Annotated in this window: 17 protein-coding genes; 9 read left to right on the forward strand and 8 right to left on the reverse strand. The window is 58.8% G+C overall.

Annotation, left to right across the window (positions count from 1 at the left end):
* The first annotated feature begins 1 nt into the window (after position 1).
* The 4 genes from A3OQ_RS0113075 (at position 2) to A3OQ_RS0113090 (ending at position 2,961) form a co-directional block, all read left to right on the forward strand.
* The gene (locus A3OQ_RS0113075) at positions 2-1,570 is read left to right on the forward strand and encodes a B12-binding domain-containing radical SAM protein (protein WP_020175849.1); all 1,569 of its coding nucleotides are present in this window, start codon (positions 2-4) and stop codon (positions 1,568-1,570) included.
* Positions 1,571-1,625: 55 nt separating this feature from the next.
* Entirely contained in the window at positions 1,626-1,859 is a 234-nt protein-coding gene (locus A3OQ_RS0113080) for a hypothetical protein (protein WP_152428435.1), read from the forward strand.
* Positions 1,860-2,179: 320 nt separating this feature from the next.
* The gene (locus A3OQ_RS0113085) at positions 2,180-2,449 is read left to right on the forward strand and encodes a hypothetical protein (RefSeq protein ID WP_152428436.1); all 270 of its coding nucleotides are present in this window, start codon (positions 2,180-2,182) and stop codon (positions 2,447-2,449) included.
* Positions 2,450-2,721: 272 nt separating this feature from the next.
* Complete coding sequence (locus A3OQ_RS0113090; protein ID WP_020175852.1) at positions 2,722-2,961, forward strand: hypothetical protein; 240 nt, start codon at positions 2,722-2,724, stop codon at positions 2,959-2,961.
* A 10-nt stretch (positions 2,962-2,971) separates the two neighbouring features.
* Here A3OQ_RS0113090 and A3OQ_RS0113095 read toward each other — a convergent pair whose 3' ends face one another.
* On the reverse strand, positions 2,972-3,319 hold the full coding sequence (locus A3OQ_RS0113095) for a hypothetical protein (RefSeq protein WP_020175853.1): 348 nt from the start codon (positions 3,317-3,319) through the stop codon (positions 2,972-2,974).
* A 153-nt stretch (positions 3,320-3,472) separates the two neighbouring features.
* Between A3OQ_RS0113095 and A3OQ_RS0113100 the strand changes: the two genes are divergently transcribed.
* Both A3OQ_RS0113100 and A3OQ_RS0113105 read left to right on the forward strand, forming a co-directional pair.
* Complete coding sequence (locus A3OQ_RS0113100; protein WP_026595796.1) at positions 3,473-4,294, forward strand: FkbM family methyltransferase; 822 nt, start codon at positions 3,473-3,475, stop codon at positions 4,292-4,294.
* A gap of 45 nt (positions 4,295-4,339) precedes the next feature.
* Positions 4,340-4,651: a hypothetical protein gene (locus tag A3OQ_RS0113105; RefSeq protein ID WP_152428437.1), complete on the forward strand. Its 312-nt coding sequence runs from the start codon at positions 4,340-4,342 to the stop codon at positions 4,649-4,651.
* Positions 4,652-4,852: 201 nt separating this feature from the next.
* On the opposite strand, the gene A3OQ_RS0113115 is transcribed toward A3OQ_RS0113105, so the two are convergent.
* Together A3OQ_RS0113115 and A3OQ_RS0113120 are read right to left on the reverse strand one after the other, a co-directional pair.
* A complete protein-coding gene (locus A3OQ_RS0113115) occupies positions 4,853-5,125 on the reverse strand; it encodes a hypothetical protein (protein ID WP_020175857.1) in 273 nt (90 codons plus the stop codon).
* Positions 5,126-5,226: 101 nt separating this feature from the next.
* Entirely contained in the window at positions 5,227-5,445 is a 219-nt protein-coding gene (locus A3OQ_RS0113120) for a hypothetical protein (RefSeq protein ID WP_020175858.1), read from the reverse strand.
* Positions 5,446-5,841: 396 nt separating this feature from the next.
* Between A3OQ_RS0113120 and dnaE the strand changes: the two genes are divergently transcribed.
* Both dnaE and lpdA read left to right on the forward strand, forming a co-directional pair.
* The gene (gene dnaE, locus A3OQ_RS0113125) at positions 5,842-9,297 is read left to right on the forward strand and encodes a DNA polymerase III subunit alpha (RefSeq protein WP_152428634.1); all 3,456 of its coding nucleotides are present in this window, start codon (positions 5,842-5,844) and stop codon (positions 9,295-9,297) included.
* Between the two features lie 164 nt (positions 9,298-9,461).
* Complete coding sequence (gene lpdA, locus A3OQ_RS0113130; RefSeq protein WP_020175860.1) at positions 9,462-10,907, forward strand: dihydrolipoyl dehydrogenase; 1,446 nt, start codon at positions 9,462-9,464, stop codon at positions 10,905-10,907.
* A gap of 111 nt (positions 10,908-11,018) precedes the next feature.
* Here lpdA and A3OQ_RS0113135 read toward each other — a convergent pair whose 3' ends face one another.
* From A3OQ_RS0113135 to A3OQ_RS0113150, 4 genes are read right to left on the reverse strand one after another with little or no spacing between them, the layout of a single operon-like run.
* On the reverse strand, positions 11,019-11,405 hold the full coding sequence (locus A3OQ_RS0113135; RefSeq protein ID WP_020175861.1) for a DUF423 domain-containing protein: 387 nt from the start codon (positions 11,403-11,405) through the stop codon (positions 11,019-11,021).
* A gap of 40 nt (positions 11,406-11,445) precedes the next feature.
* On the reverse strand, positions 11,446-12,984 hold the full coding sequence (locus A3OQ_RS0113140) for an undecaprenyl-phosphate glucose phosphotransferase (protein ID WP_020175862.1): 1,539 nt from the start codon (positions 12,982-12,984) through the stop codon (positions 11,446-11,448).
* 18 nt (positions 12,985-13,002) lie between these two features.
* Positions 13,003-14,220: a glycosyltransferase family 4 protein gene (locus tag A3OQ_RS22315; RefSeq protein ID WP_020175863.1), complete on the reverse strand. Its 1,218-nt coding sequence runs from the start codon at positions 14,218-14,220 to the stop codon at positions 13,003-13,005.
* Between the two features lie 8 nt (positions 14,221-14,228).
* A complete protein-coding gene (locus tag A3OQ_RS0113150) occupies positions 14,229-14,786 on the reverse strand; it encodes a polysaccharide biosynthesis/export family protein (protein WP_020175864.1) in 558 nt (185 codons plus the stop codon).
* Positions 14,787-15,090: 304 nt separating this feature from the next.
* Between A3OQ_RS0113150 and A3OQ_RS0113155 the strand changes: the two genes are divergently transcribed.
* A complete protein-coding gene (locus tag A3OQ_RS0113155; protein WP_020175865.1) occupies positions 15,091-17,259 on the forward strand; it encodes a GumC family protein in 2,169 nt (722 codons plus the stop codon).
* Between the two features lie 5 nt (positions 17,260-17,264).
* On the opposite strand, the gene A3OQ_RS22320 is transcribed toward A3OQ_RS0113155, so the two are convergent.
* A complete protein-coding gene (locus tag A3OQ_RS22320; RefSeq protein WP_020175866.1) occupies positions 17,265-18,473 on the reverse strand; it encodes a GNAT family N-acetyltransferase in 1,209 nt (402 codons plus the stop codon).
* Positions 18,474-18,494: the final 21 nt, after the last annotated feature.

The raw sequence follows: 18,494 nt of genomic DNA on the forward strand, positions 1-18,494 counted from the left end.
AATGGCCAACATCATATTGATCAATCCGCGATTCGAGGCGAGCTATTGGGGGATGGAGCACGCGCTTCATCTCATCGGATACAAGGCCAATATGCCAGTCGCGGCGCTGCCCTTGCTCGCAGCGCTTACGCCCCGGGAACATAACATCACGCTGATCGACGAGAACGTCGAGCCGATCGATTTCGATCTTTGCGCCAAGGCCGATATCATCGGCCTGACCGGGATGACAGTGCAGAGATTCCGCGCAACGGAAATCCTCACCGAATTGAAACGCCGCGGCTGCTTCACCGTCGTCGGTGGTCCCTGGGTTTCGGTGAAGGAAGATTATTTCGGACCGCTCGCCGATGTCATCATCGTTGGCGAAGCGGAGGAGACTTGGCCGAAATTTCTTAGCGACTGGTCGCACGGCGAACATGCCGGCCGCTACGAGCAGGCTGAGCGTACCGACATGACGAAAGTGCCGGTGCCGCGCCACGATCTCATGAAAATGAAATTCTATGCCGTCGGCACCGTGCAATTTTCGCGCGGCTGCCCCTTCGCCTGCGAATTCTGCGATATCATCGTGACCTTCGGCCGGACGCCGCGGATCAAGACCACGCCCCAGATCATCGCGGAATTGGAAGCGTTGCGCAAAACGGCGGGCATACGCGCGGTTTTCATCGTCGACGACAATCTGATCGGCAATAAAAAGATCATCAAGGAGGTGTTGCGCGAAGTCATCGCCTGGCAGAAGACGCATGACTACCCGCTGACCTTCTTTACCGAAGCCTCGCTCGATCTCGTCGAAGACGAAGAGCTCATGGCGCTGATGGACGAAGCCAATATCCGTTCGGTTTTCGTCGGCATCGAAACGCCGAATGAGGAATCCCTCAAAGAGACCAAGAAGACGCAGAATCTGCGCGGCCACAACCGCAGTATTGCCGAGAAGGTAGAGGCGATCCAGGCGCATGGAATCGAAGTCTGGAGCGGCATGATCCTTGGGTTCGACAATGACAGCCCGGATATTTTCGACCGGCAGATCCGTCTCGTCGAGGAGGCAGGTATCGTGCACGCCTCGGTCGGCATGTTGTCCGCCATTCCGAAAACGCCTCTCTACGACCGGGTCGCGCGCGAGAACCGCCTCGACCTTGCAGATCGCACGGAATATGGCACCAATGTCATTCCGCTCGGCATGGATCGCGCGACCTTGCGCGATGGCTATCTGCGCGTGCTGCGCGAACTTTACGATCCGCAGCGGTTTTTCGAGCGCGTCGATACGCTTTATTTCGATGGCCGGCTGAAGCCGAGTTCGCGCGATGCCGAGCTGAGCAAACGACCCGTCCGCCGTATCCTGCTCAGCCTGCAGGCGCTGCTCATCGCCGGCGGGGCTTTCGTGAAATTGCGGACAGTCATCGACGACGCGGCCCTCAAGAAGGCCTATGGGCGCATCGCCTGGAACCTTTTGCGCCGCCGCCCGTCGCCCTTCGTGGTGCAGGCCTATGCGATCAAATTCGTGATGCATTATCATTATCACAAGCTGGTCTCGACCATGGGCCGGAACGCGGACGGGCATCTCGTGAATATGTTCTGACTCTTCGGAACATACGCATGCGTCTTGCTTGGCCTGTTCGAGCTTGGAATGGAGTATGACCAGCCGCATGTATGCGATCGATTTTTATGGAACGAAGCCCGATGGCACGCAGGCGGGACCGGAAAAACTGACATTCCCAGGCGATCGTCTGCCGGACGCCATCACAGCCGCGCATATTCTGATGCAGACGAACAGATTTTCCTGGGGCAGCGCCACGTCGTTCAAGATCTTCGAGGAGGATCTCGTGCTCGTCTATAGTTCGGACCGTGCGAACAAGACGGAAGGCTGAGCCTGGCGTCGCCGCGATGCGTGCACATCGCAGCGTTTGAGCTGGATCTTCTGCTAGATAATTTTACGTAGCGGCGCACCTGAACCGGCGGTCATCGCCATCAGCGGCATAGTCCCGTTCGCACATATTTGATCGACCCCAGCAAGCCCGGCTGGTGCGGGGTCTAAGCTCAAAACATCCGCCTTTGTCTCGCGCGCTCGGCACAATTGACGTGTCGTCGCGAAGCTCTGCCTTGCACTGCGACATAGTGGGGGGCTTGAGAACCAATTCGCGAGCGCAACATGCCGCTTGTGCGTAACGGTAAGAGAAGGAATCTATTGATGAAAACTTTAAAGACCCTCGCGATGGCCAGTGCGGCTGCACTCACGCTCGGCGCAACTGCGATCGCGACTCTGTCGCCGGCCGATGCACAGGCCTATCGCGGCGCTCCGGTCCTTCACGGTCCGCTCGGCGTCACCGCTGTGCCCATGGAAGAGGCCAGCACGAATTTCGGCTATCGGAATTGGCCCTATGGTGATGGCACGTACCGCGGCGTGTTCAACGCGCCCGGCTATTATGGCTATTATGGCTATGATCGCAACGGCTACTGAGCATCGGGCCGAAAAGTGCGAAGCGGTTTTCGGACCAACCCGATGCGATTAAAAGACTCAAGAGCACCGGACCGAATTTGATGCGAACGCCCACCGCTTTAGGCCGCATATAGCCTGACACAAGGCCCCGTCGGCTCCAGCCGGCGGGGCTTTTGTTTGGCCGCGGTCAGCCAGCGATGGAACCTTCTTTCGGATTATTCATAATTGATCCATGACATGCTGATCTTATGTCTCACCGCATGCTTGGGCGGAAACACGGGGGAGTTGGCGCGATGGATCAGATCACGATCGTTGAACGGGAGCTTCTCGAATTGGGCGTGCCGGCGAATATGGACGCCGAGGAATTGCGCCGCCTTGCGAAGGATGTGCTTTGGCAGGCTTTGGAGCTCGACTCCGTCCATGCGCTGAAGGCGCCTTTGGCCAGCATCCAGACGGCCTATGAAGTGCCCTATAGCGCGGAGGATTGCGAACGGGCCGCGGGCGTGATTTGGAATATGGCTCACGATGCCTGAGGCAGAGGCGTTAAGGCGCCGATTCGATTTGTGCCGACTGACCCGAAGCCGCGGAGCCCAATGAGAAGCCGAGCACGAGCTTTTCGGGCGTCTGCTTGAACTCTTTGAGGACGGCGAAGCGGACCGCTTCGGAAAGCTCGCTTAAGGGTTTGGCGTCATAGACGCGCGGAAAAGTCACCGTCACGACTTCGAGCGTGCCGTTCGTCCAGTGGAACCCGACGTCCGGTTTTAGTCCGGTCACCTGTTCAAGGTCCTCTCCGACGGCCTTCACATGTTTGAAACCGTCCATCAGCATGCTGATCAAGCCGCAGCCGGCAAGGCTGGTTGCGAGAAAAAGGATCGCGAAAATTTTGTGCATGGGCGCGGTCCGCCGGGCTATCTACGAGATTGAAACTGTCGCCTTCACAGTATGCATTTTCGTTAGTTCTTCAAACCGAGATACTACCCAGTTTTTTCTATATTATACGCTGCGTAATAACGTATTTTTTTGTTCTGAAGTTTGGATAATAAGATGAAATTTATAAGCTACGCTCAAAATTTTGAGGATGTAATGCTTCGGCGCGCACTAAAGGCTATCGAAAACGGGTTCTATATCGATGTCGGCGCCAATCTCCCTGAAGCGGAATCCGTCACCAAGGCATTTTACGATCGCGGCTGGTCGGGCATAAATATCGAGCCGACCGACTATCCATTCGAGCAGCTTCAGGCTTCGCGGCCGCGCGATATCAATCTGAAAACCGCGTGTTGGAAAGAAGCTGGCGAGGCGCCGCTTTTTCTCATCACTGAAAGCGAAGCTTTCGCAACGCTCAATCCAGATATGGCCGCTCTTCACAAGGAAAGCGGACGTGAGGTGATCTCGCAGTCTCTCACGACAACAACGCTGCGTGATGTCTGCAGCACCTATGTCAAAGACCGAGACATTCATTTTCTAAAAGTCGATGTGGAAGGCGGCGAGCTTGCCGTTTTTGAAGGCGCCGATTTCACACGATGGCGGCCATGGATCATCATTGGCGAAGCCCATGGCCCGGACCCGATGGTGAATTTCTACCAGCCATGGGAAGATCTGCTTTGTAAAGCAAATTACTGCTTCGTTTATTCCGATGGGCTCAATAGATTTTTCGTGGCTAAGGAACACGAAGAGCTTCGTAACGCCTTTCTCGTGCCTCCAAACGTCTACGATAATTTTATTACGGCGTCTGCCTTTAAGCTCCTGGAACGGGCCGAGACCGCTGAAAGACAAGCATTGGATCTCGCGCGGGAGTTGGAAGCGCTACAGAAAGCGGCGGCGGCGGCGGCGGCGAATAAAAATAGATGGTGGAACATTTTTTCATAAGCAAAATGGCTCCACAGAGTCCGAGGATAGGCCTCGTGGGAGGTCGTGCATCAGTTTGAAATCTGTCCCTCTAATCGCCCGCTCGCCGAACCCTATGTCTTTCCGGTATGCTTAGCGGAAAGCATGGAGGGTGCGGTGCTGGCCGCGATTGTTCTGCTTACAACGTCTATTGCCGCAAACGGGCCTGATTCTCCGGACAGTGCGATGATGCGCTATTCAGATTATCTAGCGATGATAGCTTGTCTTGAGGAGCATCCAAAAAGCCCAACCCAAACAGACTCTGAGCACATTCAGGATTGTATAAAAAGGGTCGTTACGGCGCGCGTTGAGCGCGAGAAAAATCAGGTAGAACAGTAGATGCCTAGAGGACCCAAATGCCAAAGCGTCCCGCCGACGCTGGCATCTCTGATCGGCTTTGGAGCATGCAAGATATTGAGGCTTTGATCGATGCGAAGAAAGATGCGCCTAAAGCCGCGGCTTATAAAATATGACCCTGGGGCTTGGTCTGCCATGACACCATCGAAGATCGGTCTGTTGCTATGATCCCTGGGCGCTCGATTACACGAGCGGCGGCCATTCAGGCGCCCATAGCTCTTCCGGGTCATAGACACCGATGATGCCGTCTGCTCCGGCAAATCCGGAGGCTTGTTCGAAGGCCTCCGAAATCGAGGGGTCGTCGGGCACGGTCGATCTGACGTCCAGGGAACCGCAATCCCCGATCACGATGGCGGTGACGCGGCCGGCGATTGTTTTGTCGTCCCGCAGCATCGGAACGAGCGTCACTTTATAGGTGCTCATGTCGGCTTTGCTGATTTTCTTGAATGTCGCCAATTTAATATCCTCGCGTATCGTGGGTCGTGGGCGCGATCTTTGAAAAACAGGGTACTGTCTCAGTTTAGAAACTGCGACAACAACCGACGATGTTCTCAGGCTTAATTCAAATTCCGGCGCGTGATCGGATTGGCCTGGTAGCGCCAAGGCTGATCTTTGCCGCCCTGGTGGCGCTTGATATGATCTTTGCCTGCCAACTCGTTGAGTTTTTCTCTGATCTGCGGCTCTAACCTCTGCGCGACGCCTTTGACGACCTCCTCAAACGTCAGCGCTTGGTCGGTAGACCCAAGCGTGTCCATGATTGTGGCATCTAGGTCCATGGTCGCACCTCCATGCTTTCCCGTAAGCATAGCGGAGGAATAGGCGAGCGGGCGATTAAAGGGACAGATTTCAAACTGATGCACTACCCAGCGCCTGGTAGTGTTGACAAAAGAACAAAAATAGAACATAAACGCAACATCGGTCAGGGAGTGTTCCTATGTTGCGTATGTTTGAGGATTTCGCCGAGCTCATGTCTCTCGCGGCGCTTCTGGCGCTGATCGCGGCCGTCGCCTGAGAGGCCGCATCTTGTTGAGAACTTTGGGCCGGTGCTTCTTTGGGGCGCGGCCTGAAGCTACTGTCCGGCGCTTCGGTGGAGTGGCCTCGTGACCCTTGTTCTTCCTGATCCCGCGGAAGCCGTGCCGCAGCCGGATGCGCGGCAGATCGTAGAGCCGGCTTTGCTCGATGCCGTCGGCTTCGTGCATCTGCATGTCCATTCGTCCTTCTCGCTGCGCGAGGGCGCGCTCTCGATCGCCAAATTGGCGAAGCTCGCGGTGGCGGATGCCATGCCCGCGCTGGCGATCAGCGACACGAATAATCTCTTCGGCGCTTTGGAGTTTTCCGAAAAGCTCGCCAAGGAGGGCGTGCAGCCGATCATCGGGCTACAGCTCGCCGTCGATTTTGGCGACGGCGCGCAGCTCGCGCCGCGCGGCGAAGAGACGGGCGCCGGGCGCGCCGCGCTCGTGCTTCTGGCGCAGGACGAGGCCGGCTATTTAAATCTCATGCATTTGGCCTCCTGCGCCTGGCTCGATCCGGCGCCGGGCGACACGCCGCATGTCTCTTGCGCACGCCTTGAAGGACGAACCCGTGGGCTGATCGCGCTTTCGGCCGGCCCGGGCGGTGCGCTCGACCGGGCATTGGCTTCCGGGCGGCCGGAGATCGCGGGCCAGCGCCTTGCCTGGCTCGAACGGGCCTTCCCGTCGCGGCTCTATATCGAGCTGCAGCGTCATGGCTTGATGAGCGAGCGCGAGATCGAGCCCCAGCTCCTCGATCTGGCCTATAGCCATGGCCTGCCGCTCGTCGCCACCAACGAGCCATTCTTTGCCGCAACCTCCGATTATGAAGCCCATGACGCCTTGATGTGCATCGCCGAAGGCACCGTGCTCGCCGATACGACGCGCCGGCAGCTTTCGCCCGAGCATAGGTTCAAGACACGCGCCGAAATGGGCAAGCTTTTCGCCGATCTGCCGGAGGCGACGCGCCACTCGGTCGAGATCGCGCTGCGCTGTGCCTACCGGCCTTTGACGCGCAAACCGATCCTGCCGCGCTTCGGCACGTCGATGGAAAATCCCGCCGCCCAGGAAGAAGAAGAGGCGGGTCTGCTGCGCCGGCAGGCCGAAGAAGGCCTGCGGCTGCGTCTTTCGAGGCTCGGCCGCGCGCCGGGGATTTCCGAAGAGGATTATTGGGCGCGCTTGAATTTCGAGCTCGACGTCATCGTGAAGATGAAATTCCCGGGCTATTTTCTGATCGTCGCGGACTTCATCCAATATGCGAAGCAGCAGGGCATTCCGGTCGGGCCGGGGCGCGGCTCGGGCGCGGGCTCGCTCGTCGCCTATGCCCTGACGATCACCGATCTCGATCCGATCCGCTTCGGGCTCTTGTTCGAGCGCTTCCTTAATCCTGAACGCGTATCCATGCCGGATTTCGACATCGACTTCTGCCAGGACCGGCGCGACGAAGTGATCCGCTATGTGCGCGATCGCTACGGTGCCGATAAGGTCGCGCAGATCATCACCTTCGGTTCGTTTCTGGCGCGCGGCGTGATGCGCAATGTCGGGCGCGTGCTCGAAATGCCGCTCGGCCAGGTCGATAAGCTGGCGAAGCTCGTACCGCAGAACCCGGCGGCGCCGGTGCATCTGAAACAGGCCATCGAAAGCGAGCCGCGCCTGCGCGAGGCGGCCGAGGCGGAACCGCGCGTCGCGCAAATGCTGAAGATCGCCGAAACGCTCGAAGGGCTTTATTCCAATGCCTCGACCCACGCGGCGGGCATCGTCATCGGCGACCGGCCGCTCGAAGAACTCGTGCCGCTCTATCGCGATCCGAAATCCGATATGCCGGCAACGCAGTTCAACATGAAATGGGTCGAGCCCGCGGGCCTCGTCAAGTTCGATTTTCTTGGGCTGAAGACGCTCACCACGCTTGCGACCTGCGTCAAGCTTTTGGCAAAACGCGGGATCGAGATCGATCTCGCCAAAATTCCGCTCGACGATCGCAGGACCTTCGAAATGCTCGGGCGCGGCGAGACGGTCGGCGTGTTCCAATTGGAAAGTGCCGGCATGCGCAAGGCGCTTGTCGAAATGCATGCCGATAGATTCGAAGATATTATCGCGCTTGTTGCCCTCTACCGGCCGGGCCCGATGGCCAATATTCCGACCTATTGCGCGGTGAAGCGCGGCGAGGAAGACGCCGATTACATTCATCCCAAAATCGAATCCATCCTGAAAGAGACCTGCGGTGTCATCATCTATCAGGAACAGGTGATGCAGATCGCGCAGGTTCTGTCCGGCTATTCGCTTGGCGAAGCCGATCTATTGCGCCGCGCCATGGGCAAGAAGATCAAGTCCGAGATGGACGCGCAGCGCGACCGCTTCGTCTCCGGCGCGGTGGAGCGCGGCCTCGTCAAGAAGCAGGCCGACGAGATTTTCGATCTTCTCGCCAAATTCGCCGATTACGGCTTCAACAAGAGCCATGCGGCGGCCTATGCGCTGATCGCCTATCAGACGGCCTGGTTCAAGGCCAATCATCCGGTCGAGTTCTTGGCCGCGTCGATGACGCTCGATAAGTCGAACACCGATAAGCTCGCCGAATTCTGCAACGAGGCGCGCCGCCTCGGCATCAAGGTCGAAGTGCCGTCGCTGACGCGTTCTGGCGTCGATTTCGAGGTCGAGGACCGCTCGGGCGAGCTTTCCATTCATTATGCCTTGTCGGCGATCAAGGGCGTCGGGGCAGGGCAGGCGCAGGCGCTGGTCGCCGCGCGCGGCGCGCAAGGCTTTCGCGATCTCGCCGATTTCGCCGCCAGGATCAACCCGCATGACGTCAATAAGCGGATGCTCGAATGTCTGACTTCGGCCGGCGCTTTCGACGCGCTCGAGCAAGACCGCGCGCGGGTCTTTGCCGGGATCGAGACCCTCATGGCCTGCGCGTCGCGCCGCGACGAAGAGCGCCGCGCCGGGCAAAATGCGCTCTTTGCCATCGAGACCGTCGATGAACTGGCCTTGCCGAAGTCGACCGGCTGGACGCTCGCCGAGCGCCTGCGCCGCGAGTTCGATGCCGTCGGTTTCTTTTTGTCGGGTCATCCGCTCGATGCCTATGCGAGGATCCTCAACCGCTTGAATGTGACGCGCTGGACCGATTTCGCTCGCAGCGTGAAACAAGGCGCCTCGGCCGGGCGGCTCGCCGCGATCGTGCTCGACAAGCAGGAAAGGCGCACGAAATCCGGCACGAAAATGGGCATCGTCCAATTGTCGGATCAATCCGGCCAATATGAAGCGATCCTGTTTCAGGAGGGCCTCAATCTCTATCGCGATCTGCTTGTGAAGGGCGCGGCTTTGCTGCTTGGCTTGCAGGCCAATGTCGAAGGCGAGGATGTGCGCGCCCGCATCATTTCGGCCGAGCCTTTGGACATAGCCGCGGGGCGCATTCAAAAGGGATTGCGGGTCTTCCTGCGCGACGAAGCGCCTCTGGCCTCGATCGCCCAGCGTCTCACAAGGCAGGGCGACGGGGAAGTCTCGCTCATCCTCATGCGCGGCGACGACGAAATCGAGGTCAAATTGCCGGGCAAATATCAGGTTTCGACCGATATGGCCGGCGCCTTGAAGGCCATTCCGGGGATTGTCGCCGTGGAACACGTCTAAACATGATGTGATTTCGCCGGTGTTGCGCCATGCATGACTCCGATCCGCCGATCGGCTAGATAAAGCCAGCAGACAAATCATGCGCCGAAAGAAAGACTTGAAAAATCCGCCGCGCGGTTTGATCTCAAATCGTCACTCTGACATTTGACGGATCGAGAAACGGGATGGCGGATAAATCCTACGATATTATCGTGATCGGTGGCGGCCCTGGCGGCTATGTCGCGGCTCTGCGCGCGGCCCAGTTGGGGTTGAAGACGGCAGTCGTCGAGCGCGAACATCTTGGCGGCATTTGCCTCAACTGGGGGTGCATTCCGACCAAAGCTCTGCTGCGCTCGGCCGAGATCTTCCATTATGCCAACCAAGCCAAGGATTACGGTCTCGTGATCGAGGGCAAGCTTGGCTTCGATCCGGGCGCCATCGTGAAGCGCTCGCGCGCCGTCTCGGCGCAATTGAACGGCGGCGTCGGTTTTCTTCTGAAAAAGAACAAAGTCGATGTGATCTGGGGCGAGGCGGCGATTTCAAAGCCGGGCGAAGTGACCGTCACCGCCTCGAAGAAAGCACCGATGCAGCCGCAAAACCCGGTTCCGAAAAATGTCCTGCCGCCGGACCTCTACAAGGCTGCTCATATTATTGTTGCGACCGGCGCGCGGCCGCGTGTCCTGCCGGGCCTGGAGCCTGACGGCAAACTGATCTGGACCTATTTCGAAGCCATGGTGCCTGAGGCCTTTCCGAAATCGCTCATCGTCATGGGCTCCGGTGCAATCGGGATCGAATTTGCGTCATTCTACAAGACGATGGGCACGCAGGTGACAGTCGTCGAGGTTTTGCCGCAGATCCTGCCGGTCGAGGATGCGGAGATCGCCGCCCTTGCCCGTAAGCGTTTCGAAAAGGAAGGCATCAAGATTCTGACTTCGACCAAAGTCACCAAGGTCGAGAAGAAGGCCAATTCGATCGTAGCGACCGTCACCGACGAGAAGGGCGCATCGCAAGTGATCGAAGCCGAGCGCATGATTTCCGCTGTTGGCGTCGTTGGCAATATCGAAAATCTGGGGCTTGAGGCTCTGGGCGTCGCGATCGATCGCGGCATCATCAAAACGGATGGTTATGGCCGCACGAATGTGAAGGGCGTCTATGCCATAGGCGATGTCGCCGGGCCGCCGATGCTCGCGCATAAGGCCGAGCATGAAGGCGTCATCTGTGTCGAGGCGATCAAGGGCTTGCCCGTGCATGCGCTCGACAAAGCGATGATTCCCGGCTGCACCTATTGCCAACCGCAAGTGGCCTCCGTCGGCCTCACCGAAGCCAAGGCCAAGGAGGCAGGTTTCGAGATCAAGGTCGGACGCTTTCCCTTCATCGGCAACGGCAAGGCGATCGCGCTCGGCGAGCCGGACGGTCTCGTCAAGACGATCTTCGATGCCAAGACCGGGCGGCTTCTTGGCGCGCATATGGTCGGCGCCGAAGTCACCGAATTGATCCAAGGCTTCGTCATCGCCATGAATTGCGAAACGACCGAGGAAGAATTGATCCAGGCCGTCTTCCCGCATCCGACGCTGTCTGAAATGATGCACGAAAGCGTGCTCGACGCTTATGGGCGCGTCCTTCACACATAGAGCTTGTTCGGTTCTGATGGAATCAGAACCGAGGCTCTGTGATTCTGTTTTTGACGCGTTTTCTTCACGCGAACCGGTATCCACTTCGCTCGAAAACGCTCTAAGAACGCCTTACGACGCCGGTTTCCGCAAAAGCAGAAGAGCTGCTACGGCCGTGGCAAGCCATCCGATGATCAGCGAGCTGCCGCCCAAGGGCGCGGCCATCGGAAAGAGCCGTGAGCCTGCGAAGGCGCGGACGGACAGATCGCCGCAAAAGAGGATACAGCCGAAGAGCAGCAGCGAGGCCGCGCTCAGCATCAATCGCGGCTTCTGCGGAAAGGAACAAGCGAAGGCCGCGATGGCGATGACCGCCGCGGCGTGAAGCAGAAGGAAATGCGACGAGACCTGCAGCAGCGGCTCGGATGATTGATGCGCCGCATAGGCAGCCTCGGCGACGCCCGCGGCACCCGCAAGACCTGCGGCGGCCACGAGGCAAGAGGCCCATTTTTCGACCGCCATTCTATCTCTCACTCGTGCCGGCTTTAAGGAGCGCTCCGCCTCAATAGGCGTTCTCGGTTTTCAAAAGCGCGAAGGGCGTGACAAACAGAATATAGAGGTCGAGCAGAATGGACCAGTTCTCGATATAATAAAGATCGCATTCGACGCGCTTTTGGATCTTCTCCGGCGTGTCCGTGCTGCCGCGCCAGCCGTGAATTTGCGCCCAGCCGGTGATGCCCGGCTTGACGCGATGGCGGGCGAAATAACCGTCGACAACTTCGTCATAGAGATGCTCAGCGGCCTTGGCGTGCATGACATGCGGGCGCGGGCCGACAATCGAGAGATTGCCCTTGAAAACGACGTTGAAGAATTGCGGCAGTTCGTCGAGAGAGGCCTTGCGGATGAAACGCCCGACGCGCGTCACGCGGGGGTCGTCGCGCGTGACGAGTTTCTTCGCATTGTAATCGAGCTGATCGCAATACATCGAACGGAATTTGAAAACTTCGATCAACTCATTGTTGAAGCCATAGCGCTTTTGTTTGAACAGGACTGGGCCTTTGGACTCGAGTTTGATCGCCAGCGCGACCAAAAGCATAATAGGCGCGGCCGCGATGAGGCATAGAGTTCCGGCGATTTTATCGAACAGATATTTGAGGACGATATCCCAATCGGCGATCGGCTTGTCGAACACGTCGAGCAAAGGCACGGTGCCGATATAGGAATAGGCGCGCGGCTGGAAGCGCAGCTTGTTCATATGGGCGGCGAGGCGGATATCGACCGGCAAGACCCAGAGTTTGCGCAGCATCTGGAGCAAACGCGCCTCGGCCGAAATGGGAAGCGTGAAGATCACAAGATCGAGCCGGACGCGTCTTGCGAATTCAAGCAGGTCGTTGACCGTGCCGAGCTTCGGAAAGCCTGCAACCATGTCGGGCGAGCGTTCGTCGGTGCGATCGTCGAAGACACCGCAAATGCGCAGATCCGAATGCGGCTGATGCGCGAGCTGTTCGAGCAACAGATCGGCCGCAGGGCCGCCGCCGACGATCACCGTGCGGCGCTCGAGCCGGCCTGTCTTGGTCAAATGATCGATGAAAAGCGATAGCGCCGCGCGTTCGGCGAGAAGTGTGGTTAGTCCCAGGAGAAACCAGCCCGAGAGCCACACGCGCGAAAAAACATCTTCGAGCTTGAGAAAGAAGAAGACCGCGAGCGAGATGAGCAGAACAAGCGTCCAGCCGGTCGCCACACGCAAACTTTCCTTGGCGAAGAAGCGCAAGGCGCTCATCCGATAGGTGCCGAGAACCTGAAACATGACAACCGTCAGCGCGGCAATGCATGGAATCGTAATCAAATAGGCCGTTTCGATGCCACGCACCGGAGCGACATGGCTCATATGAACCAGAAAGCCGGTCAAAGCGACCAAGGCGAATTCCAGAATCCGCACGGCGCCCACGAGAACGATTCGCGAATAGGCGGGAGGTGTCGCAAAAGTGGCGAGGCTCTCGGCGAGCGCGGAGAGCTCGGCGGGACGGGGAGCGGGCGCGCCTTCGTCCCCCGGGGCCTTTTGATCCACATGTCTCAGATCATCGACGGAAAAGGCGGCCATCTGGATGCCTCGGTACTTTCAAGAGAGAAGTGCGAAAGATGGTTTCGAATTGGCCTGGCGCGCGGACTTGCGTTCGATCGCTTCGCGATAGACGGCAAGAACCTGCTCAACCATATTCGTGATCGTAAAACGTTCGGCGACGAGAGCTGCGAGGCTTGCCGACTCCCGCTGCCGCTCGGCCGGGCTCTTTTCGAGCATGTCCTGCATCGCCGCGACTAGACGGCTGAGATCATTCGCCGGAACGAGGCGGTCCCGGTAAGGCGAAAGTATGTTTCCAATGTCGCCCACATTGGTTGCGACAATGGGAAGCTGAGCACCGGCGGCTTCGAGAATGATGTAGGGCAAGGATTCGCCGCGGCTCGGCAGGACGAGAATACGTCCGTGTTTGAAGGCCTCGCGTGCCGGCATGGCGCCAACGAATGTGACCTGGTTTTCAAGGCCGAGCGCACTTACGCGCGCGGCAAATTTTTCTTCGTCCGGTCCATGCCCAACCAAGAGAAGACGCAGCCTATGGCCATGTACGCTGGTCAGCTCGACCATGGCATCGATCAGGAGCTCGACGCCCTTCTGCCGGCGGAGCTCCCCGACATAAAGCAGGTCGGCTGCGCCCGGCAGCGGCTCGACCGGCGCAAATTCCGCGGCGCTGATGCCATTTGGGATGATCCGGGTCACGGCATGCGTCTTTCCCACATATTCCGCGAAACGCCTGGCGACAAACGAGCTTTCGAACAGATAGGCATCCGTGAAGGGTTCGAAAAGCCGCTCAACGAACATGTAGAGACGCTGCAGCTGATAAGGCATGGTGATGCTGAAGCTTCCGCCATGCGGCGTATAGGCTCGTATGGCCGTAAACGAGCCGGGCCAAAGACCCGGGAAGCGCGCATAGAGGCCGCCTTTGGCGCCATGGCCATGGATGACGTCGATTGCGAGACTCTGCGCATAGCGCGCGATCTTGATGGCCGTCACGAGATCGGATGGGCTCGGTTGCCGGGACATCGGAATTCTCAAAAGCCCCAAAGCCAAGGACGGCTTTAAGCTTTCGAGCATTGCCGCGGCCTTATCGCCGCCTGTCGTCGAATCGGCGACGATGCCGACGGCATGGCCCTGGGCGATCTGCTCTCGCGTCAAATCGATCACATGCCGGAAGAGCCCGCCGACCGGGGCACGCAAAACATGAAGAATGCGAAGCTTCGGCTCGGCTTGCCCGGTCCTTTCCATGGCTGTCGACCGATCCATGTTCACCTTCAAAAGAACCGCTCGTGTATGTAAATCGTGTCGCCGGGGCGCACCAGCTGGGTGATCGGTATGGTGCCAGTGAAGGGCTGTCCGTCGATAACGCGGTTCAAATCGGCGCCGCCTTTAAAGGCACGCGGAGTGAAGCCTCCGGCTATGGCCACGGCTGTCTCCACGGTCATCCCGCTGACGAAAGGATATTGGCCGGGCGTCGTGACCTCGCCGAGAATGAAGAAGGGCCGGTAAGCCTCGACCTCGACCGACACCTTGGGATCGCGCAAAAAACCGTTGCGAAGCTGCGCCTCGATGCGCCTTGCGAGCGAAGCCGTCGTCAGGCCCTCCGCCTCGACAATGCCGATCAGGGGCATGGAAATATGGCCCGAACCATCGACCGCATAGGAGTTGCTGAGCGAGTCCTGCCCGAACACGATGATGCGAAGCCGGTCGCCGCTCCCCAAAGTATATGGGGCATTGGGATCGACATCGAAATAGGGGACGTGCTGAGGCACGGCGCAACTTTCAAGGATCACCGACATCGCGAGGCAAAGAGTTAAAAAGACAAGCCGCATGGTCCCTGCCGTGGGTTAAAATCCGGTCACTGAAACGCCTCACTCGCTCCAGGAAGTTTTAGATAATCATGGTTAACAAATGCTCTCTCTTAAGGTTTGCGGGCCGGTATTAACCTGGTTGCAACCATAACTCTGCTTGATGGGGCCCGTGCCGGGGCGCGGCTGGTCAGATCGTCTGCCGGAAATGCGCCTCGGATCGGTCATGCGGGCACGCCCAGGGAAGATCGAGTCGATCCGGTGTCCCCTGGCGGAGAAGCCGTCACGAAGTCCATCCAAAGTCGTCGTGATCTAGTGGAGCAGAGGGATGGAGAGCGGATTCGGTTCTGAGGAGAGTCGAGAGGAACGCTCGGGCGAGATCGACATACGCGCCCTATGGGCGATTCTCGTCCGCAAACGGGCCTTCATCCTCATCCCGACCTGCGCGGCGTTTTTTCTGACCTGGCTCATCGTTTCGCTGGTGACGCCGAGATACACGGCCGAGTCGCAAGTTCTTCTCGAAAATCAGGAAAACTTTTTCACCCGCCCGCAAAAGGACCAGGCTCAGGCGGACAATACCATTCTGATTGACCCCGAGGCGGTCAACAGCGGGCTTCAGCTTATCACATCGCGGGATCTCGCGCGCCGCGCGATCAAGGTGCTCGATCTTGAAGGCAATCCGGAGTTCGATCCTTTGGCCAAGGGAATCGGGCCTTTGTCGCGGGTCCTGATTCTGCTCGGCGTCGCGCGCGACCCGACCCGTTTGTCGCCGGAAGAAAGGATGCTCGAAGCGTTTCAAGAAAGGCTTGCCGCCTTTTCGCCGACGAAAACGCGCGTGATCACGATCGACTTCACATCGCGCGATCCGGAGCTTGCCGCGAGAGCCGCGAACAAGGTCGCCGAACTCTATCTCAAGGAACAGGCCGATGCGAAACGCGCCCGGGCGAAGGCCGCGGCGGCATCGCTGCAGACGCTGACCACGGAATTGCGCGGCAAGCTCGCTGAGGCAAGCGCGAAAGTCGAGGAGTTCCGTTCGAGTTCCGGTCTTCTTGCCGGCACCAATAATATGACCATTACGGGTCAGCAATTGGCCGAGCTCAACACCGAATTGTCGAAGGCGCGCACGAGCCAGGCAGATGCTCAGGCCAAAGCCTCGTTCATTCGCGACATGATCAAAAAGGGCCGCATTTCCGATATTCCGGATGTCGCCAATAATGATCTCGTGCGCCGTATCGCGGAGCAGAGGGTCTCCGTCCGCGCCCTGCTTGCCTCGGAATTGCGGACCTTGCTGCCGGGCCATCCGCGTATCAAGGAGCTGAACGCCCAGGTCGCCGAGCTGGATTCCGCATTGCGTGCCGCGGGCGAACAGACCGAGCATGCGCTTGAAAACGAGGCGCGCATCGCAGGTGACAGAGTTACCAATCTCGAATCGGTGCTAAGCCAGCAAAAGAAGACGGCGGGCGTCGCCAATACGGATGAAGTTCATCTGCACGAGCTTGAGCGCATCGCCGACGCCTACAAGGATCAGCTCGAAGGCAGCACGACGAAATATCAGGAAGCGCTCGCCCAGGAGGATTCCTCCGCGACGCCGTCCGATGCGCGCATCATCTCCCGCGCTGTCGTGCCACACGACCCTTCCTATCCGAAAAAGATTCCTTTGATCGTCTTCGCGACTTTGGCGACCTTCCTCGGGACGTCAGGCTGGATCACGGCGGGCGAGCTTCTCTCGGGCCGCGTCATGGTCGGCAAGGACCGCATTCCGCGGGCAGCGACAGAGGCCGCAAGCGGTGGACCCGTCTTCAGCCGCGCGATGGCCGTCGAACCGCGGGTGGACATGCCTTCGCTTGATCCTCCCGATGCGCCGGAGGTGCGCAGCGATGCGATTGCGCTTTCGGCCGCGGCTTTTGCGGCGCAGATCGCAGGAAAACAAAAGGAAGGTGACGGGATGTGTATCGTCACGACGGGGCTGACCCGCGCCGACGTCGCGAGCGGCGTTGAGATCGCAATCGGTCGCCAGCTCGCGCAGGACGGGCATGCGATCATCCTCGATCTTGACGGCCATCCAGCCAATTTCGATCCGCTCTTCGCCTCATGGTCGGAGGACGGTCATCCGAACGAAGACCTGCTGGGCCTCACCGATCTTCTTTGCGGCAAGGCGTCCTTTGCTGAAGTCATTCGCCGAGACGACGCCTCTAGGCTTCACTTCATTTCGGCCGGCCGCCATGAGAGCTTCGACTTCGGCGATTTCGACCTCGTGCTCGAAGCTCTGGCGCAGACCTACGATTTTATTCTCCTGATGACCCCGCCGCTCGAGCGCAACGACATGGCCAAGCTCCTGGCCGCGCAAGTCGACGCCGTTCTGGTCTCCGCGCCTCCGGATGCGTCCGAGACAGTAGCGAAGATCAAGGCGGAATTGATCGGAGCCGGTGCGAAAGAGGTTATCGTCGTGGATGCTGTGCCTGCGGATCTTGAGCACGAGCACCTGGACGTCGCCTAAAGAACTTAGGCCTTCCGAAATAAGAGCGCGCGCAGGCGCCGCGCGGTCTCGAAGGCTTTCCGATTTTGCTTGAGGCCGCGTTTGACACGCTGGCTCAGGGACAAGATGATCGCTGCGATAGAGCCTTTCCAGGTGACTGGAATGAAGGAATCGAAGAGCGGCACGGCCTCGTCGCAGACCATTTGCTTATAGCGCGCTTCGCCAATGCCGAGATCGAATGTCGTGACGCCTTGCGCGCATTTCGCGGCGATGAGCTTCAAGAGCAGAAGATCGCCGGGGCTCGATTTCGCGATCTCGGGATCGGCGTCGAAGGAATTGAAGAAGCCGCTGAAATGAGTTTGGTGCGTCGCGCCGCCATAGACGGCGACGATGTTTTCGCCGCAGAGCAGAGCATGAAGTTCGAGACGGTTTGCGTCCGAAGGCCGGCTCGCGGTCTCGACGAAGTTTCGCATCGCCTCGCCATCGAAGCCGGCATCGATCTTTTGCGTCTCGAAACGCGCGATCTTCTGCGCGAAGAAGGCCTCAATGATCCTCTGCCGCATGGCGCTGTCACCGCCCGCGGTGACATAGCGGACGGGTCCGATCTCCGCGAGCCGATTTTCTTTCTTGCGCAATTTCTTACGCGTGTCCTTTGAGAGTTTGGCGTTGAAGAATGTCTCCGCGTTCGAGCCGAGCGTGGCCTTATAGGCAAAGCTCGGAGACCATTGGCGTGGAAGAGTGGCGAGCGGATTGGGCCATCCGTTCCAATCCACAGGCTGGTTCAGCAAAAGAAACAAGTCAGGCGCTTTTGCACCCATCATCCGCGCCGCGCTGTGAAGCATCGCAATGATCGCCGCGCGGTCCGGCGCAAAGCCCGGCCGAAACAAGGCGAAATTGAAATTCGAATCTTTCTCGCCGAGAAACACGGCTGCGCGAAACGGCCCGACGCTTTTGATACCGAGACAAAACAGCGCCAAGGCCGTACCGCCACCATCTCTTTGTTGGATGAACAGCGGCTCGATCTTGGCCTCGGCACCGCGCGTCGCAAGCCAAGGCAAGAGAAATCCTGGCGTCTGATAGGGGGACGCCGGTGCAACCGCGATGAGTTCCTGCCAGACGGAAAGTGCGCGGCTCGGGTCATCGCAAACCTCGAGCAAGCCTCCGAGACTGCGGCGCTTCTCGGAAGCCGCAATCTGCGGTGCCGTCACGATCTCGCCGGATGCCAGGAGCGACATTAATTTTCTTAACCATGCTGC

It is taken from the genome of Methyloferula stellata AR4 (assembly GCF_000385335.1).
In the GTDB taxonomy this organism is placed as follows: domain Bacteria; phylum Pseudomonadota; class Alphaproteobacteria; order Rhizobiales; family Beijerinckiaceae; genus Methyloferula; species Methyloferula stellata.